We start from the raw sequence: 25,967 nt of genomic DNA, 5'->3' as shown, positions 1-25,967 counted from the left end.
CCTATGAGCTCAAATAATTCAAATCAAGATAACTTTATTCGCTTTGCCTTAGAGGCAAAGGTTTTGTCCTTCGGGGAGTTTAAAACTAAAGCCGGAAGACTCTCGCCTTATTTCTTTAATGCGGGTGAATTTAATGATGGAGCTCGCTTGAGCGCATTGGGTCGCTATTACGCTAAAGCCTTGCAAGAGTCGAATATTCAGTTCGATATGTTGTATGGCCCTGCATACAAGGGAATCACGCTTGCTGCTGCCACAGCAATTGCTTTGGCAGATAACGGCATTAATGTGCCGTATGCCTACAACCGCAAAGAAGCCAAAGACCACGGCGAAGGTGGCATGCTGGTTGGTGCGCCAGTTAAGGGTAGGGTGGTGATTATTGATGACGTGATTTCAGCCGGCACTTCAGTGAGAGAGTCGGTAGATCTTATTCGTGGTGCCGGTGCAGAGCCGGCAGCAGTACTTATTGCGCTTGATCGCATGGAGCGCTCGGGGAATGCAGTTGAAATTGGAGATAAGTCTGCTGTGCAGGCAGTGGAGCAAGAATTTGGTTTGCCAGTTATTGCAATTGCAAGCTTGGCCGGGCTAATGTCTTTTTTAACCTCTTCAAGCGATGCTCAGTTGACCAATTACTTGCCTGCAGTAAAAGCCTACCGCGAAAAATACGGCATTTAGATTGTTGTTTCGCCTTCGAAGACCGTGACCGCTGGGCCGGACATGATGACGGGCTGAATAACGTTATTAATAATGCCGCCCCAAGCAATCTGCAAGTCTCCTCCACGTGTATGAACTTTCACGGGCGAATCTAAAAGACCTCTGCGGATGCCAGAAACCACGGCCGCACAAGCGCCAGTGCCGCAAGCTAATGTTTCTCCCGCGCCGCGTTCAAAGACGCGCAACTTTACTTCGTTGCGATTGATGACTTGTAGATAGCCTACGTTTACCTTTTTTGGAAACGCGACAAACTTTTCAATTTCAGGGCCCTCTTCTAAGACCGGCGCGCTATCAACATCCCCGACAACTTGTACGGCGTGCGGGTTGCCCATAGAAAGAACGCCAACAAAACTGTCATGCGTAGCGGGTTGGTTTAGGGGGAGTGCGTATAGCGTTTCCTGAAACTCCTGAATGCTCGCTAAACCATTTGCATTAAATGGAATGCTGCTATGTTCAAAAATAGGTGCGCCCATATCCACTTCAACCTGACCATCAGGATGAGATTTAAGGGTCAGAACGGTATGGGCAACTTCTACTCTCAAGGGATTTTTATTGGATAGGCCTTGATCCAATACATAACGTACAAAGCATCGAGAGCCGTTACCGCACTGTTCTACTTCGCCGCCATCTGCATTAAAAATGCGATAGCGAAAATCAGCGTCTGCACGCGTTGCTTTTTCTACCAAAAGAATTTGATCTGCGCCAATGCCAAATTGACGGTGAGCCAATGTTTGCCATTGCTCGCGCGTAATGCCACTAAGATCTTGATCGATTCCACTGAGCACAATGAAGTCATTGCCAGCACCATGCATTTTGGTGAAGCGCAGCTTGCGTACTGGGTTGCTTGTATTGGCGCTCAAAATATTTCCATTTAATCGTAAAGACTGGGCTCGCCAGGCGATCTATGTTTAAAGCGCTTGTGTACCCAATAGTACTCTGCCGGTCTTTCGTGAACAAGTTCTTCGATGTATTGATTTAAGCGCGCAGTATCTTTTTCTACGTCATCGCTCGGAAAGTTTGGCAGAGGTTCGCTGATGTGACAGGTGTAGCCCTTGCGATCTTTGTTTAGCGTAGTTGTCATCAGGCAGACCTCAGCCCCGCTGAGCCTTGCTAGGCGAGACACTGAGGTGATGGTGTTGGTTTGTACGCCAAAAAAAGGAACAAAGACTGAGTCACGCGGACCCAAGTCGATATCTGGGGCAATAAAAATAAAGTTCCCCGTTTGAATTTCGCAAATGAGATCACGCAAGCGACTTTGCCTTTCGATTGGCTTGCCGCCAAAACGATTTCTCCACTCAATCATTTTTTGATTAAAGAACGGGTTCTTCATGTTTTGATACAGGCCTGCGCCACGCGGCCAGTCATGTTGACTGGCTAATACTGATAAAGCCATGAAGCCGCCCTCGAGCCCCACAAAGTGAGGGTTGATTAAAAGACGTGGCTTTCGATTGCCTAGAGTGAGGGTTGATTCGATTGTCACAATGTCAGTAATTTGTTTGCCGCTTCCAAGCCAAATGCAACTTCTTTCTAATACGCTGCGACCAAAAAGTTTCCAATGCTCAATTGCAAGCTCATCAATTTCTTTTTCGCTTAGATTTGGAAAACACAAGCGTAAATTGGTTTTGACAACGCGGCTGCGACCATTTGGAATATGGGCTGCAAGCCAGCCCAAGCCATAGCCTACATGGACGGTGATGGTGTAAGGCAAAAAGGCGCAAGAGACTCAGCGCTAAGAAATTGAAGGGGTTTTGTAACCAGGTCATTTCGAAATTTTATAACTAGTTGCTTGGAGGCAATTCTGCACCGGCGGGATGCTTGTAACGGTTGTATGACCAAATGAATTGTTCTGGTGCGACGAGTACGGCATTTTCAATCGCCATATTAATTTCTGCGGCAGCTATGCTGGTGTCCTCAGAAAAAGGCGCAAGACGGGTTGCTTGCATGAGCCAGCCTGCACCAATACCTTTGCGTTTGGCGGTAAACATAATTACCGGCGTGCTATTGCGATTTGCAAGCCGAGCTGGCAAGGGCGTAGTGTACGCAGGGCGTCCAAAGAAAGGAACCCATACACCTTCGCCTCCACTTGGAACTTGATCCGGAAGGATTCCGATGGCTTCTCCGCGTGTGAGCGCACGAGTCATTTGACGCACACCGTTTAGGTTTGTCGGCACAAAATGCACATTGGGATAGGCCCGTCCTTCCACCACCACTTGATTTAGCCACTCCTGGCGTGGGGGACGATAAAGAATGGTTGCGGGGAAGTGCTGAGCGAGTACGCGCGGAATGATTTCAAAGCCACCAAGGTGCGGGGTAAGCATGACTAGGCCATGACCCTCTCCAATCGCAGCCTCTACAAGATCCCAGTTTTGAACCTCTACCAATGACAGGGCTTTTTGAGGATTGCGCCAAATCCACAAACTATCTGAAAACAGCATTCCAGAGACTCTTACCGCATCCCATAGGCTGAAGGGCAATCCCCTGGCATTAACAACGGCTTCATATTGAGGGCGAAAGAGGGATCGGTATTGCTTTGAGCCGATGTAAGCCAGAATGCCCAAAAAAGCCCCAATCACCTGTACTAGCGCAAGAGGAAGCGCGGCAATCGTATTGAGGCAGAGCTTAAAAAAGAGTTTTCGCACCTCCTTAATGATATTCAATGCAGCAGCTCTTGGTGTGTGGATTTCAAGGTGCCTTGCTCAATATGGCATTTTTCGGATAGAATTCACCCCATCGCTGAGTTAAGACAACTTGCAGAGCGATTCATAAATTCTGCTAAAGCGTCGCCGTTGTGGTTCTTGGCACGTGAGTTGTCCCAATGATCGTGTTAATAAATTAAGGAATATGCAATGGCTAATGATTACTTCTTTACCTCAGAATCCGTTTCTGAAGGTCACCCCGATAAAGTAGCAGACCAAATCTCTGATTCGATCCTCGATGCCATCTTGGCTCAAGATCCAACTGCGCGTGTTGCAGCAGAAACTTTATGTAATACCGGCTTAGTAGTTTTGGCTGGTGAAATTACCACCAACGCTAACGTTGACTACATTCAGGTTGCACGCAATACCTTGCGTGAAATTGGTTACGACAACACTGCTTACGGTATTGATTACAAGGGTTGCGCGGTCTTAGTTGCCTACGACAAGCAAAGCCCTGATATCGCTCAAGGCGTTGATAAGGCGCATGATGACGGCTTAGATCAAGGTGCTGGTGACCAAGGCTTAATGTTTGGCTACGCTTGTGATGAGACGGCAGAGCTCATGCCTTTACCAATTCATTTGTCGCACCGTTTGGTTGAGCGCCAATCACAGCTGCGTCGTGACGGTCGTTTGAACTGGTTGCGTCCTGATGCGAAGTCACAAGTGACCTTGCGTTACGTGGATGGCAAACCTGACTCTATCGACACTGTTGTGCTCTCTACTCAACATGACGAAGATATTTCTCTTGAGAAATTGCGTGAAGCAGTGATCGAAGAAATCATCAAACCAGTATTGCCAAAGCATTTGATCAAAGGCGCCATTAATTTCTTGGTTAACCCAACAGGTCGTTTTGTTATCGGCGGCCCACAAGGCGATTGCGGTTTAACTGGCCGCAAAATTATTGTTGATACCTACGGTGGCGCAGCCCCTCACGGCGGTGGCGCTTTCTCTGGTAAAGATCCTTCTAAGGTTGACCGCTCTGCTGCATACGCTGGACGTTATGTTGCGAAGAACGTGGTTGCTGCTGGTTTAGCAAGCAAATGCTTGATTCAGATTTCTTACGCGATTGGTGTTGCCAAGCCAACTTCAGTAATGGTGAGCACCTTCGGTACAGGTAAGATTTCGGATGAAAAGATTGCTCAATTGGTTTCTGAGCACTTTGACTTGCGTCCAAAAGGCATCGTGAAGATGCTCAATCTCTTGCGCCCAATTTATAAAAAGACTGCTGCTTATGGCCACTTTGGTCGCGAAGAGCCAGAATTTACTTGGGAGCAAACAGACAAAGCGGCTGCATTACGTGCAGCAGCAGGTCTGTAAGTAGGAAATACGCAGTTTGTAGGTGTATTGAGGCGAAATATGCCGTAATTGTTTACAATTACGGCATACCTTCAAGGAGCGTTGCAAGGAATGCTGAGACCCAGTACTTCCCCAGGCTTGAAGGGAGTGGACTCCTAAACGGAGTTTGCTAATTGCAACCGCGCTCGCTAACCCATGATTCAATGGCTAGCGAGTTTCTACTCCAGCATTGGATCGTATTTGGCTGGAGCATTAATGAATACCGTTTCTGATTTAAATAACTTTGTAGCAACTCGTTGCGCAATTGCCGATATTTCTTTGGCTGACTTTGGTCGTAAAGAAATCGCTATTGCTGAAACAGAGATGCCTGGCTTGATCGCTATTCGTGACGAGTTTGCTGCGCAGCAGCCATTGCGTGGCGCACGCATTACTGGCTCATTGCATATGACTATTCAAACCGCTGTGTTGATCGAGACGCTTGAGGCGCTTGGTGCGGAAGTTCAATGGGCATCTTGCAACATTTTCTCAACACAAGATCATGCTGCTGCAGCTATCGCTGCTAATGGCACACCAGTGTTCGCAATCAAGGGCGAAACCCTTGAGCAATATTGGGACTTTACGCATCGCATTTTTGAATGGGCTGATGGCGGTTACACCAATATGATTTTGGACGACGGTGGCGATGCTACTTTGTTGTTACACCTCGGTGCCCGCGCTGAAAAAGATCAAGCTTGCTTGAGTAACCCAACTAGCGAAGAAGAAACTATTTTGTTTGCAGCCATTAAGAAAAAATTGGCGCAAGATCCAACTTGGTACTCAACACGCTTGGAAAAAGTAAAAGGCGTTACTGAAGAAACCACTACAGGTGTACATCGCCTGTATCAAATGTTTGCTAAGGGCGACTTGAAGTTCCCTGCGATCAACGTAAATGACTCTGTTACTAAGAGCAAATTCGACAACCTCTATGGTTGCCGCGAGTCCTTAGTGGACGCGATCAAGCGCGCTACTGACGTGATGGTGGCGGGTAAGGTTGCGGTAGTTTGCGGCTACGGCGATGTGGGTAAGGGCTCAGCACAAGCATTGCGTGCTTTGTCTGCTCAAGTTTGGGTTACTGAGGTAGATCCAATCTGTGCTTTGCAAGCTGCGATGGAAGGCTACCGCGTTGTGACTATGGATTACGCCGCGGATAAAGCAGACATCTTTGTTTCTGCAACTGGCAACTACCATGTGATTACACACGACCATATGGCGAAGATGAAGAATCAAGCCATCGTTTGTAATATTGGCCACTTTGATAATGAGATCGATGTTGCTGGTATTGAAAAATACAAATGGGAAGAGATCAAGCCACAAGTTGACCACGTGATTTTCCCAGCCGCTAATGGCAAGCCTGAAAAGCGCATCATCATTTTGGCCAAGGGTCGTTTGGTAAACCTGGGTTGTGGAACAGGACACCCTTCTTATGTAATGAGCTCTTCATTTGCAAATCAAGTGATTGCCCAAATCGAATTGTGGAATGCGGTAGGCACGGATAAATACCCAATCGGTGTTTACACATTGCCTAAGCATTTGGATGAGAAGGTTGCTCGTTTACAACTCAAGACTCTGAATGCAGAGTTAACTGTGCTGTCTGATCAGCAAGCTTCTTATATTGGCGTAACGAAGGAAGGCCCATACAAGGCTGACCACTATCGTTATTAATCCAATCACTGTTCAATAGATACCTAGGCCCAAAATCATGGAATTAAGCGTCGAATTCTTTCCTCCTAAAACACCTGAAGGTGAGAGTAAGTTGCACCTTGTGCGTGAGCGCTTTAGTGAAACGCTCAAGCCAGCGTTTTATTCCGTGACCTTTGGTGCCGGTGGCTCTACTCAGTCTGGCACATTAAAAGTGGTGAGTGATATTCATGCTGCTGGTGCAGCGGTTGCTCCACACTTATCTTGTGTTGGCAGCTCACGTGAAAGCGTGCGCGAAATGTTGAAGCAGTACCAAGCCTTAGGCGTGAAGCGAATTGTGGCTTTGCGTGGCGACTTGCCTTCTGGCATGGGTCAGTATGGAGAATTTCATCATGCCAATGAGTTGGTTGAATTTATTCGTTCAGAAACAGGCGATTGGTTTCATATCGACGTAGCTGCATATCCAGAGACGCACCCCCAGGCCAAGTCACCAGCGAGCGATGTGGATTTTTTTGTGCAGAAAATGAAGGCAGGTGCAAATTCAGCTGTTACTCAATACTTTTACAACAGCGATGCTTACTTTCGCTTTGTGGATGAAGCCTACGATCTTGGTGTAACTCAACCCATCATCGCCGGCATTATGCCGATTACTAATAGTACTCAATTATTGCGCTTCTCGGATGCGTGTGGTGCTGAAATTCCACGCTGGATTCGTTTGCGTCTTCAGTCCTACGGGGATGACGTTGCTTCTATCCGCGCATTTGGCGAAGAGGTTGTAACAGACTTATGTGATCAGCTATTAACTGCGGGCGCTCCTGGCATTCACTTCTACTCGTTAAACCAGGCCGATGCTGTTTTGGCCATTGCAGACAATCTAGACTTAACGAAGTAATCTAGCTGTATAGTCCTGACTCTGTGATGAGCATATCTAGTGGCTCATCATGAGTCTGCGCTGACCACTGGTCATCATTAAGTTCTTGCCAATCAAAACCAATCCCAATGCAAACTAGCTTGGGATTTTTCTTTCTGAGGTCAGCCAGGGTGCGATCAAAATATCCACCCCCATACCCTAAACGCCAGTAATGCTTTTTTCCTTCGGCGACTGAGCTCGACCAGCCAACACAGGGGATGAGAATGCAGCCTGGCCTGCTAAGTGGTCTTTCGGCGTTATCGGGGTCCGGCTCTGGTACACCATGCTTACTAGGAATCAATTGATCCCCCTGTAGCCATTGATAAAAATCGAGATGTTTATCAGGACGAGCAAATGGCAGCGCTAGAGTTCGCTGGGGGGCTTTTTTGACCCAGGCTAGCAAAGTAGAGCGCAAATCGACTTCATCTTGAATGGGCCAATAGAGGGCAACAGATTGCCATGAGCTACCTTCTTCTAAAAGCAGTTGATTTAAGTGATCAATGAGGTCGGCCTGCATTTGAGCGTAATTTTGCTCAGCAGCAAACGCAGTACGTTGCTTTAGTAAATTTTGACGAAGAGATTTTGGCGAATTCTCGTGCATATCAAGCATTATCAGGCGAAAATTAGAAGATATAGCAAATAAGATAACACTCAGTAATTACAGATAAAAGGTTAGATAGTGAAAAAGCAGTTTGAAATTCGTCAATGGCAATCCCGCGTATGGATCACAACGCTGATTTTGGGTCTAACGCTGCCCTTTCCAAATGCGTTTGCGGAAAAGTCCAAAAAGCCAATTCTGCCTAAGTCCTATGAAAGCAAGGCTGCACCAGCAGAAATTACTGATACCGATCGGATGTTTATTGATTTGCGCGAAGCTGCAAAAAAAAACGATGTATTTCGTACTCAGCAGTTGTCTTCTAATTTGGTGGGTTACCCATTTGATGACTGCGTAACGTATTTCCGCATCAAACCACAATTGTTTGATAGTGCAGGTGCTGCACGAGGGGATTACAGCGCCGACTCTCAAGTGGCTTCATTTCTAAATCAATATCAAGGGACAGCCTTGGCTGACCGAATGCGCAATGATTGGCTCTTGGTTTTAGGTAAGCGCAAGGACTGGGCACGCTTTGATGCTGAGTACGCTAAGTTTGTTTTGGATGACGATATGCAAGTGAAGTGCTATTCGTTGTTGTCAAAGTTATCCCGGGGCGAGAATCCAACAAAATTAGCAATGGACTCCAGATCTATTTTGTTAGACCCGGGTTACTTTGGTCAGGCATGTCAGGAGTTGGTGCCGTCACTCGTTGCTGCTGGTGGGATGAGCCCAAGCGAAGCGAAGGCGATTGGCCGCGCTGCAAGCGAACGTGGCTTTGACACGATGTCACGCCGACTTGGTGGTGAAGATCCTATTGCCGATATTGTTAAGGCGGCCAAAGCAGATCCAGCAAAAGCGTATCGCGACTTCTCACAAAACGCTTCGCGTTATAGCAAAGAGAATCAAGCTGTTGCATGGGGCGTGATCGGACAATTTCTGGCTAAGAAACTAGATCCCAATGCAGATGATGCTTATCGTATGCAACAAGAGTTGGGCTATAACGAATTGCTTTCGACCGAATCACAAGAGTGGAAGGTACGTGCAGGCTTGCGCGCTAAAGATTGGGTTTTGGTAAAGAATGCTATTGATGGTATGAACCCTGCAGTGCGCAGCAAAGATCCAGCATGGACTTACTGGTATGGTCGCGCGCTAAAGGCAGAGGGGCAGGACACAAAAGCCAAAGAGAGTTTTGAGTTAATTGCCGATCAATACAATTTTTATGGCCAACTCGCCCGCGAAGAATTGGGTAGATCAAATCATGCGCCCGCCCGAACCAAAGTAAGCAAGCAAGAAATTGATGCAATGGCGAGTCGTAAGGGTTTCATTCGCGGTGAGCGCTTGTATGCCATGAATCTTCGCTTCGAGGGTAATCGCGAGTGGAATTGGGAATTGCGCAATATGACCGATAAGCAATTATTGGCTGCCGCAGAGTATGCGAAACGGATCAATCTATATGACCGTGTTGTTAATACTGCTGATCGTACAAAACAAGAGCATGATTTTAGTTTGCGCTATCCAACTCCGTATAAAGAAGAGTTGTCGCCAATTGCACGACAGATCGATTTGAATCTTGCTTGGGCTTATGGCCTGATTCGCCAAGAATCCCGCTTCATCATGAATGCAGCATCCTCCGTGGGTGCGTCTGGATTAATGCAAGTAATGCCGAACACCGCCAAGTATGTGGCTAAGAAAATTGGCATGACCAACTACACCAATGACAAGTTGAGCGATACCAACACCAATCTGACATTAGGTAGTAATTATTTAAATATGGTCCTTGTCGATCTAGATGGTTCTTGGGTTTTAGCCTCGGCCGCCTATAACGCAGGTCCTTCTCGCTCAAAGGCTTGGCGTGAAAAGTTATCAGGCCCAACCGAGGGAGCAATTTTTGCTGAGACTATTCCGCTTACGGAAACTCGAGTCTACGTAAAGAATGTTCTCTCCAACGCAAGTTACTATTCATCGGTGATGAATGGTCAGACACAATCTTTAAAACAACGCTTAGGTGTAATTACACCTAAGGCTGCCACTCAATCTGAGCTCCCTTAAACAATTCACTTCTGCGCAAGCAAAGAAAGCTTCTGATGAAATATGACATTCTTCTGATTGGCGGCAATGGATTTGTTGGGCGAGTGATTGCTGCGCAACTTCAGCTTGCTGGCTATTCTGTCTTGATCCCAACAAGCCATTTAGGTGCGGCGCGCGAATTGCGCATGCTACCTAAGGTGCATGTTGAAGAAGCTGATATTCATGAGTTCGATGAATTACAGAGTCTTTGTGAGCGCATCAAACCAAATGGCGCTGTGATTAATTTGGTTGGCATGCTTCACGATAGGCCTGCTAAACCTTATGGAAAAGTGTTTAGGGCGGCGCATGTGGAGTTGCCAAAAAATATTATGACTGCAATGCAGTTGCATGGTCTAAAGCGCTATTTGCACATGAGTGCGCTGGGCGCAGATTCCCAAGGCCCATCTATGTATCAACGTAGCAAGGGTGACGGTGAGGCGGCTGTTAAGGCCAGCTCTCTTGATTGGACTATCTTTAGGCCTTCAGTCATCTTTGGTGCCCAAGATCAATTTATTAACTTATTTTCTAAATTGACTAAGTTATTTCCAGCAATGCCCTTAGCCAATCATCAGGCTAAATTTCAGCCAGTAAGAGTAGATGATGTTGCGAGTGCATTTGTAAAATCATTAAGCATGCCGCAAACAATTCATCGGTCCTATGACCTGGTGGGCCCAACGGTTTACACCATGAAAGAGATTGTCGAGTTTGCTGCGCGTAAAGCGAAAACATCATGTGCGATTATTCCGGTTCCAGCATTTGTCGGTTATCTACAAGCTTTGGCATTTGAGTTCTTGCCGGGGCCAACTTTAATGTCTCGTGACAATATTGCCTCGATGAAATTGCCCAATACCTTGCCGGTAAATGGTGTTGACGCGTTGACTGAAGTATTTAAATTGAGTCGCCGCAGCCTAGAGGGCATGCAGTAATGAAAATTTACGCTGTCGGCGGAGCAATTCGGGACACCTTGATGGGTTTGCCCGTGCACGACATTGATTATGTTGTAGTGGGCTCAAGCGTAGAAGAGATGGTTGCCAAAGGTTTTCGACCTGTTGGCAAAGATTTTCCGGTGTTTTTACATCCAGAGACGCAAGCAGAGTATGCGCTTGCGCGTACTGAGCGTAAGACCGGAAAAGGTTATAAAGGCTTTCATTTTTATGCAGATCCTTCCGTCACCTTGGAGCAGGATTTAGAGCGTCGTGATTTAACGATTAATGCAATGGCGCAAGAAGTGGGCGCAGACGGCAAACAATTCGGCCCCATTATTGATCCTCATAACGGCCAAGAGGATTTGGCTCATAAGGTATTTCGTCATGTATCCGATGCATTTGCTGAAGACCCATTGCGTCTATTAAGAATTGCTCGCTTTGCCGCTCGTTTCCCAGAATTTACAGTTGCAGAAGAAACATTGATCGCTCTTAAGGCAATTGTTCAGTCTGGTGAATTAAATGCGTTGTCAGCAGAGCGTATTTGGCAGGAGTTAGCCAGAGGTTTGGTTGCCACCAAGCCGATGCACCTATTTCAGGTCTTATTAAATACCGGTGCCGCTAGCGCGATATTGCCGGCTGCCCTGACCGCCAGGCTGGCTGAAGAGCCTTTCCGTGAAGTGTTGATCACGCACTTTTCATTGGCTGGCAATAGTCTGGAAGAGCGCTGTGCCATTGCATTGATGGATTTGCCGGCCAAGGAAATTCGTTCCTGGGCTGATTGTGTCCGTATGCCAATTGAAGTAAGAGATTTCAGTGAAATATTTAGCGATCTGAGAGTATTAATAAATCAATACCCCAATCACTCTTATCAAGCAGTAGATATTTTGGCTTGGTTTAATCGCGCTGATGTTTGGCGCAAGCCAGATCGCAGTCAGGCAATTTTGAATCTTGCGGAAAATTTAGGACTAAATGTTTCGCCTTTAATGAAAGCGATGCGCAACGCACAGGCAATCAATACAGCAGAAATTATTGCTGGCGTTGCTGCGGAAGATCGATCTAATGGTGAGCGCATTGGTAGCGCATTTGAATCTGCCAGATTGGCTGCAATTACCGCGGCTCTAGAGAGCTAAGCAAAAATCTATAGTCGATTTCTGCCGCGTAAACCTGGCAGATCCTCAAGCACATGGCCGGGCAGCAAACTTTCTAAGCTCTTAGAAAACGCAAATGCCTTAAAGAGTTCGCCCATCTCCGCCTCAGACAATAACTTTTGCAAAGAGTTTGAGATTGGTAGAAAAGTCTCTGGATCGCTCGGATCACCAGTCTCCAGGGCGATATCGCCAATGCCCGCATCTAACAAGTATGCGGCCTGGTTGGTGAGATAAACATCATCTACATTTTCAGCCAATGCACTACGAGCAATTTGTGACCACTCAACGTGAGTTGTTAAGTCACAAAGACCAGGCAGGTGAAATGGGTCCTGAATTGCATGATGGCGATGGTGAGCCATCAAGGTGCCTTCAAGTCTTTGTGGGTGGTAATACTCGCTCTCAGGAAAGCCATAATCAAAAGTTAGAAATAAGCCCACTTCTAAATGCTTGGCAACTTGTTGCATCCATGCGTTTGCTGGGGTGTGCAGTTCGGTGACATAACCTTCTGAGAGGTTTCCGCTGAGGAGACTTTCGGGAAGCAATTTTTGCTCAACCGGAGCGCCTGCTTTCCAAAGTAGATTGTCGCCCTCAGAAGAAACACCATACCAATACCAAAATCCATTTTGATAAATGATGGCATCACAAGGAATGGCATCAATCACTTCGTTTGCCAAAATGACGCCTTTGAAATTTTCTGGCAACTGAGAAAGCCAGCTACATTGAGTGTTGCTATTAAGTTGTTTAACAGTTGCGCCAATTCTTTCTTGCTGACGTTGCGCTAAGTCTGGCGAAATCTCAATGATGTCGTAACGGTCTAATTGAAATCCAAGATCACTTAAGCGGGTCAATATGGATGTTGCTAGCTTGCCAGTCCCGGCACCAAACTCCAGAATTTGTGTCGGGAGTCCTTTTTCCTTTAGGCCCTCAAGAACCGGCAAGAGCGTTGAGCAAATAGCCGCTCCAAAGAGGGGGCTTAATTCGGGGGTGGTGGTGAAATCGCCACCAGCTCCTAGTTTGTGAGCTCCGGCGCTGTAATAGCCCATCCCGGGCTCGTAGAGGGCCATCTCCATATAGCGAGAAAAGGGCAGCCAGCCGGCCTGTGAGGCGATCTGAGAGGCTATTTTGGCCTTTAGAAGCGCACTATGCTCCGTTTCAAGGCTGGTCAAGGTAATATCCATAGCTTGCTAGTCTAAGAGAATTTAATTGAACCCTAGTTCAACATCACCATCCCAGCAAAAAAAGGCAGTTTTAGTGACTGGCGCCGCCAAGCGCCTTGGTCGTGAAATTGCTTTGCAGTTTGCCCGTCAGGGCTGGGATATTGCTGTTCATTATGGGCGTTCAGAGCAAGAGGCCGCCCAAACAGTCCAGGAAATTCAGGATTTAGGTGTCAAGGCTCAGGCTTTTCAGGCAGATTTGGCCAATGAGGCATCGACCAAAGATCTTTTCTTGGCTGCGAGCAAAGCTTTCCCAAATTTGGCCTGTTTAGTAAATAGCGCATCTATCTTTGAATACGATCGCGCCAACTCAAAAACCCCTTTAACAGGGAAAAGCTTGCAAGATCACATGCAGGTGAATTTGACGGCACCAATCTTGTTATCTCAGCTGATGTTTGAATATCAGAAAAATAAAACAAATAAGCTGGAAATCATTCCGGCGGTAATTCAATTGCTTGATCAAAAGCTGATCAATCTCAATCCAGATTATTTGTCTTACACCTTATCTAAGGCCGCACTACTTTCCTCTGTTGAATTATTAGCAATGGATTTTGCGCCGCATTTACGAGTAGTTGGATTGGCTCCAGGAATCTCTCTGCCATCCGGCGATCAAACGCACGATGGTTTTTCTAAAGCGCATCAAATGACGCCATTGGGAAAATCTTCTACCCCTGCAGACATAGAAAAAGCAGCTGTATTTCTGGCTGACTCGGGCGCGATCACTGGAACAACTTTATATGTCGACGGTGGACAGCACTTGCTGCCATCATCACGCGATGTGATGTTTAAAACCCATTAAGTATTTTAAAAAGTAAATATACATGCACGCAATTCTTTCTCATCCTGCCCTTGTTGATTGCCGCCGCTTATTTTTGCGCGACTATGAAATCTATATCTCAACATCGGCGTTCATGACTTTGAGAAAAAAGCGGAACAACGTGTTATCTTAAATGTCGATCTCTATATTCCACTGGCGATGAATGCGCCCACTCAAGATCAATTGGATGAGGTGGTGGATTATGACTTTATGCGCGAGACCATTAAGGCTAGAGCCTCTCAGGGCCATATCCATTTGCAGGAAACCTTGTGCGACGACATCGTGACAGCTATGCTGCTGCACCCTAAAGTCTTAGCTGCACGCGTCAGCACAGCCAAGCCTGACGTGTATCCAGATTGCCACTCAGTGGGCGTTGAAGTGTTTCGTATTAAGACATCTTGAGTTAAAGAATTTAGAAAAGAACGCTTATGGGCGATATTCGTAAAGTTGTCTTCGAAGAAAACAAGTTAGAGAAAAAACTCTGTCGTTTGGTAGGTCAAGCTATTGGTGACTTTGGCATGATTGAGGATGGCGACAAAGTCATGGTCTGTGTATCTGGCGGAAAAGACAGTTATGCCATGCTCGATATTCTGTTGAAGTTACGTGAGCGTGCGCCGATTAACTTTGAAATCGTGGCTGTCAACTTAGATCAAAAGCAACCTAATTTCCCTGCTGAAATTTTGCCTAATTATTTAAAGGGCTTGGGCGTTCAGTATCACATTGAAGAGCAAGATACTTACAGTATTGTGAAGCGCGTTATTCCTGAAGGTAAAACTACCTGCGGATTGTGCTCACGTTTACGTCGCGGCATTTTGTATCGCGTGGCAGATGAGTTGGGCGCAACGAAAATTGCTCTAGGGCATCATCGCGATGACATTTTAGAAACCTTGATGCTCAACATGTTCTATGCGGGCAAACTTAAAGGAATGCCACCAAAGTTGCGTTCTGATGACGGCAAACACATTGTGATTCGTCCTTTGGCTTATGTGCCCGAAAAGTTGCTTGAACGTTATGCGACAGATATGAATCTCCCGATCATTCCATGTGATTTGTGTGGCAGTCAGCCCAATTTACAGCGCCAGGTCATGAAAGAAATGCTGCGCGAATGGGAAAAGAAGCATCCGGGCCGAGTGGAAAACTTATTCCGCTCAATGCACCATATCGTTCCATCCCATTTGATGGATGGCGAAGCCTTTGATTTCAAAAATCTAGAGATTTCGACTGAGCTATCGGGTATTGCCGCTAGATCAGCGGGTGATAGGGTAATTGATGAGGCTGATTTGGATGAATTAGCCTGTGGAACCATGATTCAGGGGACTTATAATCCCCCTTTATGAATATCGTCATATTGGCTGCTGGGCAAGGAAAGCGGATGAAATCCGCTTTGCCCAAGGTCCTGCAAACTCTGGCAGGAAAACCTCTCCTGCAACATGTACTGACTACTGCCCTCTCATTGCAGGGCAAGCAAGCTAAGGCGGGTCCTGTTGTTGTAGTGGGTCATGGGGCTGCTGACGTTAAAGCATTCTTAGTGAGCGCAAGCAAAGAAGATGCGGGATTTAGCAAAGTAGTAACTGCACTACAAGCCGAGCAAAAGGGTACGGGTCGCGCACTCTTGCAAGCATTGCCTAAGTTAGATGTACAAGAGCCGACATTGGTTTTGTATGGCGACGTTCCTCTGACAACTAAAAAGACGCTTAGTAAATTAGCAAAATTAGCCGATGGTGTAAGAGGGCAAGATTGCGCATTGGCTTTGCTGACACAGAACCTAAGCAATCCAACTGGATACGGTCGCATTGTGCGCGATGCTGATGGTTCGGTAAAAGAGATTGTTGAAGAAAAAGACGCCACAGCAGCGCAAAAATTAATTCAAGAAATCAATACCGGCATCATGGTGTTGCCAACGAATTCCCTAAAGAAGTGGTTAAAGGCTTTACGCTCTAGCAATGCTCAGGGCGAGTATTACTTAACTGATGTAATCGCCATGGCAGCGAAAGATGGCGTGTCGATTCGTACAACACAAGCCGATGATGAGTTTGAAACTGTTGGCGTCAATAGTCGCGATCAACTGGCTGCACTAGAGCGCGTACATCAACTCAATATTGCCAATCAATTAATGGATGCAGGCGTTTCGCTTGCGGATCCAGCTCGCATTGATGTGCGCGGCACATTAGAGTGTGGCACCGATGTATCGATTGATGTTGGTTGTGTATTTGAGGGCTGCGTCACTTTAGGCGCTGGCACAAAGATTGGGCCTTATTGCGTGATTCGCAATAGCGTTATTGGTAAAGGTGTATCCATTCATGCGTATAGCCATGTAGACGGCGCAAAAGTAGGCAATCAATCATTGATTGGTCCTTATGCTCGTTTACGTCCAGGTGCGGACTTATCAAACGATGTACATATTGGTAATTTCGTAGAAGTAAAGAACAGCAAAATTGCTGCCAATAGCAAAGCGAATCATTTGGCTTATGTTGGTGACTCGATTGTTGGTTCAAGAGTCAATATTGGCGCTGGTACGATTACCTGTAACTACGATGGCGTTAATAAACATCAAACCATTATTGAAGATGACGTATTCATTGGTTCGGATGCACAGTTAGTTGCACCGGTCAGAGTAGGCCGCGGCGCTACATTGGGTGCAGGCACAACACTCACCAAAGATGCCCCAGCAAATCAACTAACCGTATCTAGAGCAAAACAAATTTCTTTGCAGTGGCAGCGCCCTATAAAGCAAGATAAAAAATTGCCCACAAAAAAACCGGCAGCAAAGAAAGCTGTGAAGAAAGTGGTTAAAAAGACGGTTAAGAAAACTGCAAAGGGTAAAAAATAATGTGCGGTATTGTTGGTGCGGCTTCTCATAAGAATATTGCTGATGCTTTGGTTGAGGGCTTGCGTCGCTTGGAGTACCGTGGCTATGACTCTTGCGGTTTTGCAGTTATTAACGGCGACGATGTAAAGCACCCGATTGAAAGAGCGCGCACTACTGCTCGAGTTTCTGAGCTTGCTGAGCAGGGCAAAGATTTTCATGGGACTTTAGGCATTGCCCATACGCGTTGGGCAACCCACGGTAAGCCTGATACACAAAATGCCCACCCTCATATTTCAAACGGTTTGATTGCAGTAGTGCATAACGGCATTATTGAAAACTATGAAGCGCTACGTGCTGAATTAAAAGCTGCCGGATATGTATTTACATCTGAGACAGACACAGAAGTCATTGCGCATTTAATTCATCAGCAATACGTTGCTGGCGGACAAAAAGATATTGCCCAATCGGTAAAAGCAGTATTGCCTAGATTGCTTGGCGCCTATGCTATTGGCGTGATTGCGCAAGACAACCCAACCACTTTGGTGGGCGCCCGCGTTGGTTCGCCCCTAGTGGTTGCGCTTGGTGAAAAAGAAAACTTCTTGGCATCTGATGCTTTAGCTTTGGCTGGGCGCGCGCATTCCATGATGTATTTGGAAGAGGGCGATGTTGCGGTCTTGAAGGCAGATAGCGTTGAAGTGATTGATCAAGCTGGTAGAACAGCCCAAAGAGAGCTCAAGCCAATGCCACCGCAGGCTGATTCCGTTGATCTGGGCCCCTATCAGCACTACATGCAAAAAGAAATCTTTGAGCAGCCACGTGCAATTGGCGACACTCTTGCAAATATCGCTACATTTGGGCCAGAACTATTTGGTGCGAATCCAGAAGACTGGAAATCTTTCGATCAAATATTAATTTTGGCTTGCGGAACGAGTTACTACTCTGCATGTGTTGCTAAATATTGGCTAGAAGATATTGCAGGCATTCCTACGCAAGTGGAAATTGCTAGCGAGTATCGCTATCGCACCACGGTACCAAATCCCAAAACATTAATTGTTGTGGTTTCTCAATCTGGTGAGACTGCGGATACCTTGGCAGCATTGCGACATGCTAAGAGCTTAGGTCATCAATACACCTTAGCCATTTGCAACGTGGCTAGCAGCGCTATGGTTCGCGAAACGAATTGGCATTTCTTGACCAAAGCCGGGACAGAGATTGGCGTTGCTTCAACCAAGGCATTTACCACTCAACTCTTAGCACTTTATCTTTTAGCGGCTTCTATTGCGAAGCGCGCAGGCAAGATTTCAGCCGAGAAAGAAAATTCATTACTTCGTGAATTGCGCCATTTGCCAAAAGCGCTGCATGCAGTACTGGCACTTGAGCCGCAGATCATCGCTTGGAGCGAAGCTTTTGCTAAATGTGAGAATGCGCTCTTTTTGGGGCGCGGAATGCATTACCCAATTGCACTCGAGGGCGCGCTCAAATTAAAAGAAATTTCTTATATCCATGCTGAAGCCTATCCAGCTGGTGAGTTAAAGCATGGCCCATTGGCCCTGGTGACAGACAAAATGCCAGTGGTGACAGTTGCTCCAAAAGATGAGCTTCTGGAAAAGCTCAAATCGAATATGCAAGAAGTTAAGGCGCGCGGCGGAAAGCTTTATGTGTTTGCTGATCACGATACTGAGATTGTGAACAGTGACGGCATCAACGTCATTCGATTGTCTGAGCACTACGGCAATCTCTCGCCTATTCTTCACGTAGTGCCACTACAGCTTCTGGCGTATCACACAGCCTGTGCTCGCGGGACTGATGTTGATAAGCCAAGAAACTTAGCTAAGAGCGTAACGGTTGAATAATTTTTTTGATCTTGTTTGACTTTTGCTTCAAGCTGTGAACAAATTTAGGTAGATAAATCAGGGCTTTACGAGGCCCTGATTGCATTTTTGTGTTCAAATAACTCTTGTAAAAGAGGATATTTGTCGCAACTCATGTTTCTGTCGAAAGCACCCCTAGTCTCCCGCTTGCATTTACTTGCGCTCGTTTGTGTAGGCGCGTTATCTGCTTGCGCAGTGGGCCCAGACTTTAAGCAGCCAGACGCACCCAATACCTCCTCTTATACAGAGACAACTCTCTCCAAAAAATTAGCCACTGCTGAAGGTGTACCTGGCGGATCCGATCAAGAGTTCGTTGAAGGTGCCGACATAGAGGCGCAGTGGTGGGAGCTTTATAAATCTCCAGAACTTGATGCGTTGATTAAAAAAGCGCTTCAGCAAAATCCAAATTTAGGCGCAGCAGATGCAGCACTGCGTGCAGCCCAAGAAAACGTCAATGCACAAATTGGCGGCCAATACTTTCCGGCAATTGGTGTTGGCGCTAATGCCTTACGCCAAAAGCAGCCTTCTGCAGTCTATGGCATGAACTACGGAACGGATACTTACAACCTATACAACACCTCGGTGAATGTTAGTTATAAGCTTGATGTGTTTGGTGGCGCGCGTCGTGCTGTAGAGGGCGCTAGAGCCCAGGCTGAGGTTGCTCAGTTTCAACTAGAGGGCGGCTTACCTTTCACTAACAGCAAACATTGTTACAAGTGCAGTGCGAGAAGCGGCGCTGCGTGCGCAGATGCAAGCAACAGAAGAAATTCTGAAAGCACAAACTAATCTTGCTGAGGTGACTGAGAAACAATTAGTGATTGGTACTGTATCAAGGGTGGACGTCACATCACAAAGAACATTAGTTTCCAACTCTCAAGTTGATTTATTTAACTATGAGAGAAATTTAGCATTCGCTCGCAATCAATTAGCAGTGCTCATTGGCGAATTACCAAGCAGTGCTGATATTGCGAAATTTGATTTAAGCACTTTGCATCTGCCAGCAAAATTACCACTTTCAGTGCCATCGAGTCTAGTGCGTCAGCGCCCTGATGTACGTGCTGCAGAGGCTCAATTAAAAGCTCAGAATGCGTTTGTAGGTGTGGCAACAGCCAATTTACTGCCGCAATTTACGATCACCGGTTCTGCTGGAGCTGCAGCGCTGACATCGAGCTCCTTGTTTGGGCCAAATTCTGCTTTATGGACTTTGGGCGGCGGCATCTTGCAACCTTTATTCCAGGGCGGACAATTATTGGCTCAGCGTCGTGGCGCAATCGCCAACTATGAACAAGCGGCGTTTCAATATCAAGCAACAGTGTTGAAAGCATTTCAGGAAGTTGCGGATGCGTTACGTGCTTTGGAGACGGGAGCTCAAGCATTAAAGTCCGCATCGGATGCAGAACGCTATGCCTACGAAACATTGGACTTGGTACAGCAGCAATACAAGCTGGGCACAGCAAGTTATTTAGCAGTTTTGTATTACCAAAATCAATATCAACTTGCGAAGGTCAAGTCCGTTTCTGCGCAAGCAACACGGTTCTCTGATACCGCAGCTTTATTTGCAGCATTAGGTGGTGGCTGGTGGAATCGCGAAGGCCCCGCATTTAAACCAAAAGACATAGATAGCGAACAAAGATCAAAATGAAACTTCTGGAAACAATTAAGAGCAAGCTGATTGCTGCTGTTCTTGCCCTGTGGGCATGGACTCAACGCAAAGCAATTGAGTGGAAATTGCATGAGAAGGTGATTGCGCTTTGGGAAAAGGCTAAGGCCTTCTATGCGCGTATGGGCGCGAAGTGGCGCAATACCAAGGCTTACGCAAAGCTCATGGCGATGGAGCCATTGCAACGTCGTATGACTATTATATTGTGCGGTGTTTTCATATTGCTTGGATTGATTTTTACTTTTAATCAACTCAAGACTTTCATGATTAAGCATTTCATCTCTGGAATGGGTCTGCCGCCTGCGACTGTTTCCACAATGGTGATTGCTACTTCTGAATGGCAGCCAAAACTTACTAGCGTAGGTAACGTTCGTGCATTTAGAGGTGTAGAACTCAGCACTGAGATTGGCGGTTTGGTGCAAACCGTGCCAGTGAAATCGGGCCAAGACGTTAAAGAAGGTGAATTGCTCATTAAATTAAACGATGCTTCTGATGTTGCACAACTGAACTCTTTAAAGGCCTTGGCTGATTTGGCTAAGGTGATTAATGAGCGCGATAGACAGCAGTTAGCTATTCAGGCCATTAGTAAGAACGTGTTTGATACCAGTGCAGCCGATGCTAAATCTAAGCAAGCCCAGGTAGAGCAACAAACAGCACTCGTTGCTAAGAAAAATCTGAAGGCGCCATTTACTGGTCGCATCGGTATTGTGGCCATTAACCCTGGTCAGTACGTTAATCCAGGCGATGAGCTGTTAACCCTCCAAACTTTGGATCCTATTTTTGTTGACTTTAATTTGCCGCAAAACAATGCCGAACAAATTCAGGTTGGGCAAGATGTCGTAGTGACCACTGATGCATTCAAGGATGCGAGCTTCACTGGCAAGATCACTGCAGTAAGTCCAAAGGTGGATACCAACACTAGAAATATTCAGGTTGAGGCGCAAATCGCTAATCCCGATAAGAAAATTCTGCCAGGTATGTTCGCCAATGTGAACATTAAAGTGGGCGATCAAGTGCAGCTATTGACTTTGCCACAAACAGCTGTCACTTATAACCCTTACGGGTCTACAGTGTTTATCGCCAAACCGACTGGTAAGAAAGATAAGCAAGGTAAGCCTGCCTATGAGGCGCAACAAGTGTTTGTCACAACTGGCACGACTCGTGGTGATCAGGTTGCAATTCTTAAAGGGGTTGATGAAGGTGCTACGGTTGTTACTAGTGGTCAGTTGAAGCTCAAAAATGGCACACCATTGATCATTAATAACAAGGTGCTCCCTGCAAATTCACCTGACCCTAAGCCACAGGAATAAATAGCAGATGAATTGGGCTGACATATTCATCCGCAGGCCGGTGCTCTCACTGGTTGTGAGTGCGCTCGTCTTGGTGTTTGGATTGAAGGCGATTGGCTCATTGCCGGTAAATCAGTACCCACAAACGCAAAATGCGATTGTGACTATTACCACCGCTTACTATGGCGCTGATCCTGAGACGATTGCAGGCTTTATTACTCAGCCTCTCGAAGCATCGGTTGCACAGGCGCAAGGAATTGATTACTTATCTTCAACTAGTGTGAGTGGCGTCTCTACAATTATTGCCACCCTCAAGTTGAACTATGACTCTAATGCCGCATTAACGCAGATTCAGACTCAAATTAGCGCAGTAAAAAATCAACTCCCACCCCAAGCGCAGCAGCCCGTATTAACCGTTCAAGTTGGCCAATCAACTGCGGCAATGTATATGGGCTTTTATAGCGATGACATTCCTAATAACGCCATTACTGATTATTTATTGCGTGTTGTAACACCAAAATTAGATTCTGTTGAGGGTGTGCAGAACGCAGAAATTACTGGCGGCAGAAAGTTTGCGCTACGCGCCTGGTTAGATCGCGAGAAGATGGCTGGCCTCGGGATTGGTGCCGATGATGTCTATAGCGCTATGTCCGCAAATAATTACCTCTCAGCAGTCGGTAGCACCAAAGGCGATATGGTTGCTGTAGATCTGGTGGCTGGCACAGATTTGCATACCCTAGAAGAGTTCCGTAAGCTGGTTGTCAAAAAAGATGGCGTCAATATTGTTTATCTTGACCAGGTTGCTACGGTTACTTTGGGTTCTGAGGATTACAACACTAACGTAGCATTTAGCGGTAAGAAGTCGGTCTTTATTGCCATCAAGGTGGCACCTCAAGCGAACTTGCTTGATGTTGCGCAACGTGTCCGTGATGTTGTTCCAGATATTCAGAAGCAATTGCCTATCGGTATGACGGGCAAAATTGTTTATGACTCTACAGAATTTATTACCAGCTCTATTGATGAGGTTGTATCTACCTTATTAGAGGCCTTGGTGATTGTGACAATCGTGATTTATCTATTCTTGGGAAGTGTGCGCGCTGTTGCTGTCCCGGTGATTGCAATGCCACTCTCATTGATTGGCACCTTCTTCTTGATGCAGGTATTGGGTTACTCCATCAACCTGCTTACTCTGCTTGCTCTAGTGTTGGCCATTGGTTTGGTGGTGGACGACGCCATCATTGTGGTGGAAAACGTTGACCGTCATATGGAAAGAGGGTAAGTCTCCGTTGGAGGCTTCTCTGATTGCTGCTAGGGAGCTGGGCGGCCCAATCTTGGCAATGACAGTTGTGTTGATTGCCGTGTACATTCCAATTGGTTTCCAGGGCGGTCTTACTGGCGCACTCTTTACTGAGTTCGCCTTCACTTTGGCAAGTGCTGTTGCCGTCTCTGGCTTGATTGCGCTGACGCTTTCGCCAATGATGTGCTCCCGCATCTTTACTGAAGAGCAAGAGGCATCCTCTTTTATGCAAAAAATTGACAAGATTTTTGACAAAGTACATCACAGCTATCAAACAACATTGCGTGACTTGTTAAGCACTTGGCAGGTAATTATTGTGATGGGCGCAATCTTGTTAGGCGGAGTAGCGTATTTGTATGCAACAGCAAGGGCAGAATTAGCGCCTACTGAAGACCAGGGCATCGTATTGATGCAGGCTTCGGGTCCGCCTGATAGCACCGTTAATCAGATGCAGACGTACGCAGATCAGATTTACCAGATCTCTAGCGCTGAACCTGAATACGAGCAAATGTTCCAAATCACCAGCCCAACTAGTAGCTTCGGTGGTGTGCTATTGAAAGATTGGAAGGAGCGTAGTCGCAACGCAACCAAGTTCCAAGAAGACATGCAACAAAAATGGAACACGATTGCTGGCGCAAGAGTTGCAGCCTTCCAGTTCCCAGCTTTGCCAGGCGCACAAGGCTTGCCAGTGCAGGCGGTGATTAACACTACCGAGTCTTATGAGCAATTAAATGAAGTGTCCCAAGCGGTGTTGGATAAAGCACGTCGCAGCGGTAACTTCTTCTTCGTCGATTCAGATTTGAAAATTGATAAGCCACAAGATGTACTGGTGATTGATCGCGAAAAGGTTGCCGCACTGGGAATGACTCAACAGCAAGTGGATGCAGCCTTATCTGCGGCTTTGGGTGGCGGATACGTAAACTACTTCTCAGTTGCAGGACGCTCATACCGAGTGATTCCACAAGTAAAACAAGTGGATCGTTTAAATCCTGATCAGATTTTGGATTACTACATACGTACTCCTAGTGGTGCAATGATTCAGGCGCGCACGATTGCTAGCATTAAACAAAAAGTAGTTCCCCAATCGATTAATCACTTTCAGCAATTAAACTCCGCAACGATTTCTGGAGTAAGTACACCGTTTATTTCACAAGCGGATTTGTTGGAGTTCATGCGTCAAACCCTCAAAGAGGTCGCGCCTAATGGCTACAGCATGGACTACGCTGGTCCATCTAGACAGTTTATGGCTGAGTCCGGTGGATTCTTGGTGACAATGTTCTTTGCGATCCTGATCGTATTCCTCGTGTTAGCCGCTCAGTTTGAAAGCTTCCGTGATCCGATCGTGATTCTGGTTTCAGTTCCGCTGGCTTTATTTGGCGCTCTGATATTTATTAATCTGGGATTCACTACCTTAAACGTTTATACGCAGGTGGGATTGGTAACGTTAATGGGCCTCATTAGTAAGCACGGTATTTTGATCGTAGAGTTTGCAAATGAGTTGCAAGAGGCGGGGCGTAGCAAGGTCGATGCGATTGTTGAGGCTAGCAGCATGCGTTTAAGACCAATTCTGATGACTACAGCAGCGATGGTCTTGGGTGTCTTGCCTTTGGTGATTGCCTCTGGAGCTGGCGCTGCAGGACGTCAGTCAATGGGCATCGTCATCTTTACCGGCCTATCCATCGGCACACTCTTTACCTTGTTTGTTGTGCCGGCCATGTATCTGTTTATCGGCGCAGATCACCACGCTAAAAAGTTCAAGCAACAATAAGGTTGCTGAGCCTTGAGGCTTATTTAACGATATTAAGTTCTTTATCGGCAAATTCGCTAAAACAAGTTTCAGCTCTTAGTTTCTTTAACCAGCGCTCTACATTCTTCAGTTCGGTGCGTGGACCCGTTTTTTCTGGAAACGTATCGTTCAGCAAAACCCAGCGATGAACACCCAAGGCCACCACAATATCGCCGATATTAAATTGATTGCCAGAGCAGTAATCTTGCGAAGCTAGGATGTTATCGAGCAAGCTGAGAGTTTGGTTGGTTGTTTGATAGCCCTTGTAGATCGCGTCGTAATCACGATCTTTTTCTGGTGTTCTGGTAAGTCCCAGAAAAGCCGTTCGCAAAGGTGGCCATAGAGTAGCTAATTGCCAATCCATCATCTTTTCAGAGCTGTATTGGGCTGCAATGCCTTTAGGAAAGCGCCCATTTTTATCGTACTGCGAACTCAGGTAGCGCAAGATGGTGTTGGACTCCCAAAGCACCATATCGCCATCTTCGAGCGTAGGCACAAGTCCATTCGGATTCGTTTTGAGAAACTCAGGCGTATTGTTTTTCCCAAAATGAAGTCCTGCATCGATGCGCTCAAAATCTTTGCCTTCTTTGAGCCCAAGCTCCGCAAGGCACCACAAGACTTTTTGAACATTGATGGAACTTTTGCGACCCCATAAACGCATCATGGTAATTCCTTGTGAGTATTAATTGGTTTTAAGCAGTTTTAGCTTCAGAGAAATCTAGACCAACGAATTTACTGCGAGCAAAAATCAGCGGCTCATTTTCGGGATGATTTTTTAAGTTGATCACTTTTGCAACAATGATGTTGTGATCTCCACCGGTATGAACGCAAACGGTTTCGCATTCGTAGTAGGCGACGCAGCCATCAATTTGGGTAAGTCCGCTTGCAGCTTGCTTATGCGCCACCCCGGAGAATTGATCGATCTTTACCGTAGCAAAGTGCATCGCTAAATTTTCTTGGGAGCGTTCAAGCACATGAATGAGATGTTTTTTCCCCATCTCAACCCAAGGCATGAGGCGCGAGTGTTTTTTCAGGCTCCACAAAATAAGTGGCGGCTCTAAAGAAACGGTATTGAAAGCGCTGATAGTGATGCCATGAGAATTTTTTTCTTCATCAAGGCAGGTGATCACGGTGACCCCGGTTGCAAACGATGCAAATCCTTTGCGCAACTCTCGTGAGGTAAACGGGGTCATCAATT

Annotated in this window: 21 protein-coding genes, 2 pseudogenes and 1 riboswitch; of the genes and pseudogenes, 16 read left to right on the top strand and 7 right to left on the bottom strand. The window is 46.4% G+C overall.

Translation table 11 applies throughout. The features are described from left to right. Window positions 1-3: 3 nt before the first annotated feature. Window positions 4-672, top strand: a complete 669-nt coding sequence (pyrE, locus tag DXE27_RS03030) for an orotate phosphoribosyltransferase (RefSeq protein WP_128112855.1) — start codon at window positions 4-6, stop codon at window positions 670-672. On the opposite strand, the gene dapF is transcribed toward pyrE, so the two are convergent. The 3 genes from dapF to DXE27_RS03015 all read right to left on the bottom strand — a co-directional run bounded on the left by dapF (window position 669) and on the right by DXE27_RS03015 (window position 3,368). Beyond that, window positions 669-1,523: a diaminopimelate epimerase gene (gene dapF / locus DXE27_RS03025; RefSeq protein ID WP_197712394.1), complete on the bottom strand. Its 855-nt coding sequence runs from the start codon at window positions 1,521-1,523 to the stop codon at window positions 669-671. The two genes, pyrE and dapF, sit on opposite strands and share 4 nt — an antisense overlap. A gap of 59 nt (window positions 1,524-1,582) precedes the next feature. Beyond that, a complete protein-coding gene (locus DXE27_RS03020) occupies window positions 1,583-2,419 on the bottom strand; it encodes an LpxL/LpxP family acyltransferase (RefSeq protein ID WP_231969629.1) in 837 nt (278 codons plus the stop codon). 70 nt (window positions 2,420-2,489) lie between these two features. After that, on the bottom strand, window positions 2,490-3,368 hold the full coding sequence (locus DXE27_RS03015) for a lysophospholipid acyltransferase family protein (RefSeq protein WP_231969628.1): 879 nt from the start codon (window positions 3,366-3,368) through the stop codon (window positions 2,490-2,492). Window positions 3,369-3,557: 189 nt separating this feature from the next. Here DXE27_RS03015 and metK point away from each other — a divergent pair, with 189 nt between their 5' ends. The 3 genes from metK to metF all read left to right on the top strand — a co-directional run bounded on the left by metK (window position 3,558) and on the right by metF (window position 7,272). Next, a complete protein-coding gene (metK, locus tag DXE27_RS03010; RefSeq protein ID WP_128112853.1) occupies window positions 3,558-4,724 on the top strand; it encodes a methionine adenosyltransferase in 1,167 nt (388 codons plus the stop codon). A 67-nt stretch (window positions 4,725-4,791) separates the two neighbouring features. Continuing rightward, a riboswitch (S-adenosyl-L-homocysteine riboswitch) is annotated at window positions 4,792-4,897 on the top strand. 61 nt (window positions 4,898-4,958) lie between these two features. Further along, the gene (gene ahcY, locus DXE27_RS03005) at window positions 4,959-6,404 is read left to right on the top strand and encodes an adenosylhomocysteinase (RefSeq protein ID WP_128113688.1); all 1,446 of its coding nucleotides are present in this window, start codon (window positions 4,959-4,961) and stop codon (window positions 6,402-6,404) included. Between the two features lie 37 nt (window positions 6,405-6,441). Further along, on the top strand, window positions 6,442-7,272 hold the full coding sequence (metF, locus tag DXE27_RS03000) for a methylenetetrahydrofolate reductase [NAD(P)H] (protein WP_128112852.1): 831 nt from the start codon (window positions 6,442-6,444) through the stop codon (window positions 7,270-7,272). Window position 7,273: 1 nt separating this feature from the next. Here the strand turns inward: metF and DXE27_RS02995 are convergent, their stop codons facing one another. Further along, window positions 7,274-7,891, bottom strand: a complete 618-nt coding sequence (locus DXE27_RS02995) for a 5-formyltetrahydrofolate cyclo-ligase (RefSeq protein ID WP_231969627.1) — start codon at window positions 7,889-7,891, stop codon at window positions 7,274-7,276. Between the two features lie 78 nt (window positions 7,892-7,969). Here DXE27_RS02995 and DXE27_RS02990 point away from each other — a divergent pair, with 78 nt between their 5' ends. From DXE27_RS02990 to DXE27_RS02980, 3 genes are read left to right on the top strand one after another with little or no spacing between them, the layout of a single operon-like run. Continuing rightward, window positions 7,970-9,934 (top strand): lytic transglycosylase domain-containing protein, encoded by a 1,965-nt coding sequence (locus DXE27_RS02990; RefSeq protein ID WP_231969626.1) that lies wholly within the window; start codon window positions 7,970-7,972, stop codon window positions 9,932-9,934. 35 nt (window positions 9,935-9,969) lie between these two features. Next, window positions 9,970-10,878, top strand: a complete 909-nt coding sequence (locus tag DXE27_RS02985) for a complex I NDUFA9 subunit family protein (protein ID WP_128112850.1) — start codon at window positions 9,970-9,972, stop codon at window positions 10,876-10,878. Then, window positions 10,878-12,008, top strand: a complete 1,131-nt coding sequence (locus tag DXE27_RS02980) for a polynucleotide adenylyltransferase (protein WP_128112849.1) — start codon at window positions 10,878-10,880, stop codon at window positions 12,006-12,008. Before DXE27_RS02985 ends, DXE27_RS02980 begins: the two co-directional genes overlap by 1 nt. Window positions 12,009-12,016: 8 nt before the next feature. Here the strand turns inward: DXE27_RS02980 and DXE27_RS02975 are convergent, their stop codons facing one another. Then, the gene (locus DXE27_RS02975) at window positions 12,017-13,192 is read right to left on the bottom strand and encodes a class I SAM-dependent methyltransferase (RefSeq protein WP_231969625.1); all 1,176 of its coding nucleotides are present in this window, start codon (window positions 13,190-13,192) and stop codon (window positions 12,017-12,019) included. A gap of 37 nt (window positions 13,193-13,229) precedes the next feature. On the opposite strand from DXE27_RS02975, the gene DXE27_RS02970 reads away from it, so the two are divergent. From DXE27_RS02970 to DXE27_RS02935, 9 genes and pseudogenes are all read left to right on the top strand, one after another. Then, entirely contained in the window at window positions 13,230-14,039 is an 810-nt protein-coding gene (locus DXE27_RS02970; protein WP_128112847.1) for an SDR family oxidoreductase, read from the top strand. 22 nt (window positions 14,040-14,061) lie between these two features. After that, window positions 14,062-14,459, top strand: a pseudogene (locus DXE27_RS02965) (dihydroneopterin aldolase). Between the two features lie 26 nt (window positions 14,460-14,485). Then, entirely contained in the window at window positions 14,486-15,394 is a 909-nt protein-coding gene (gene ttcA / locus DXE27_RS02960; RefSeq protein WP_128112846.1) for a tRNA 2-thiocytidine(32) synthetase TtcA, read from the top strand. Continuing rightward, window positions 15,391-16,887, top strand: a complete 1,497-nt coding sequence (glmU, locus tag DXE27_RS02955) for a bifunctional UDP-N-acetylglucosamine diphosphorylase/glucosamine-1-phosphate N-acetyltransferase GlmU (protein WP_128112845.1) — start codon at window positions 15,391-15,393, stop codon at window positions 16,885-16,887. The genes ttcA and glmU overlap by 4 nt, the downstream gene beginning before the upstream one ends. Further along, window positions 16,887-18,719: a glutamine--fructose-6-phosphate transaminase (isomerizing) gene (gene glmS / locus DXE27_RS02950; RefSeq protein WP_128112844.1), complete on the top strand. Its 1,833-nt coding sequence runs from the start codon at window positions 16,887-16,889 to the stop codon at window positions 18,717-18,719. The genes glmU and glmS overlap by 1 nt, the downstream gene beginning before the upstream one ends. Before the next feature lie 132 nt (window positions 18,720-18,851). Beyond that, window positions 18,852-19,523, top strand: coding sequence for a TolC family protein (locus DXE27_RS10000; RefSeq protein ID WP_269459796.1), 672 nt, complete (start codon window positions 18,852-18,854; stop codon window positions 19,521-19,523). Next, the gene (locus tag DXE27_RS09995) at window positions 19,459-20,379 is read left to right on the top strand and encodes an efflux transporter outer membrane subunit (RefSeq protein WP_269459795.1); all 921 of its coding nucleotides are present in this window, start codon (window positions 19,459-19,461) and stop codon (window positions 20,377-20,379) included. The genes DXE27_RS10000 and DXE27_RS09995 overlap by 65 nt, the downstream gene beginning before the upstream one ends. Before the next feature lie 188 nt (window positions 20,380-20,567). Further along, window positions 20,568-21,707, top strand: coding sequence for an efflux RND transporter periplasmic adaptor subunit (locus DXE27_RS02940; protein WP_462803968.1), 1,140 nt, complete (start codon window positions 20,568-20,570; stop codon window positions 21,705-21,707). Window positions 21,708-21,714: 7 nt separating this feature from the next. Continuing rightward, a pseudogene (locus DXE27_RS02935) lies at window positions 21,715-24,751 on the top strand (efflux RND transporter permease subunit). Between the two features lie 19 nt (window positions 24,752-24,770). On the opposite strand, the gene DXE27_RS02930 reads toward DXE27_RS02935, so the two are convergent. Next, on the bottom strand, window positions 24,771-25,433 hold the full coding sequence (locus DXE27_RS02930) for a glutathione S-transferase family protein (protein WP_128112842.1): 663 nt from the start codon (window positions 25,431-25,433) through the stop codon (window positions 24,771-24,773). Window positions 25,434-25,461: 28 nt separating this feature from the next. Beyond that, entirely contained in the window at window positions 25,462-25,962 is a 501-nt protein-coding gene (locus tag DXE27_RS02925; protein WP_128112841.1) for a flavin reductase family protein, read from the bottom strand. Window positions 25,963-25,967 lie beyond the last annotated feature (5 nt).

The sequence above is a fragment of the Polynucleobacter necessarius genome, from assembly GCF_900096755.1.
In the GTDB taxonomy this organism is placed as follows: Bacteria; Pseudomonadota; Gammaproteobacteria; order Burkholderiales; family Burkholderiaceae; genus Polynucleobacter; species Polynucleobacter necessarius_K.
The sequence above is the reverse complement of the archived record's forward strand: the minus strand, read 5'-3'. Positions and strand labels throughout refer to the sequence as shown.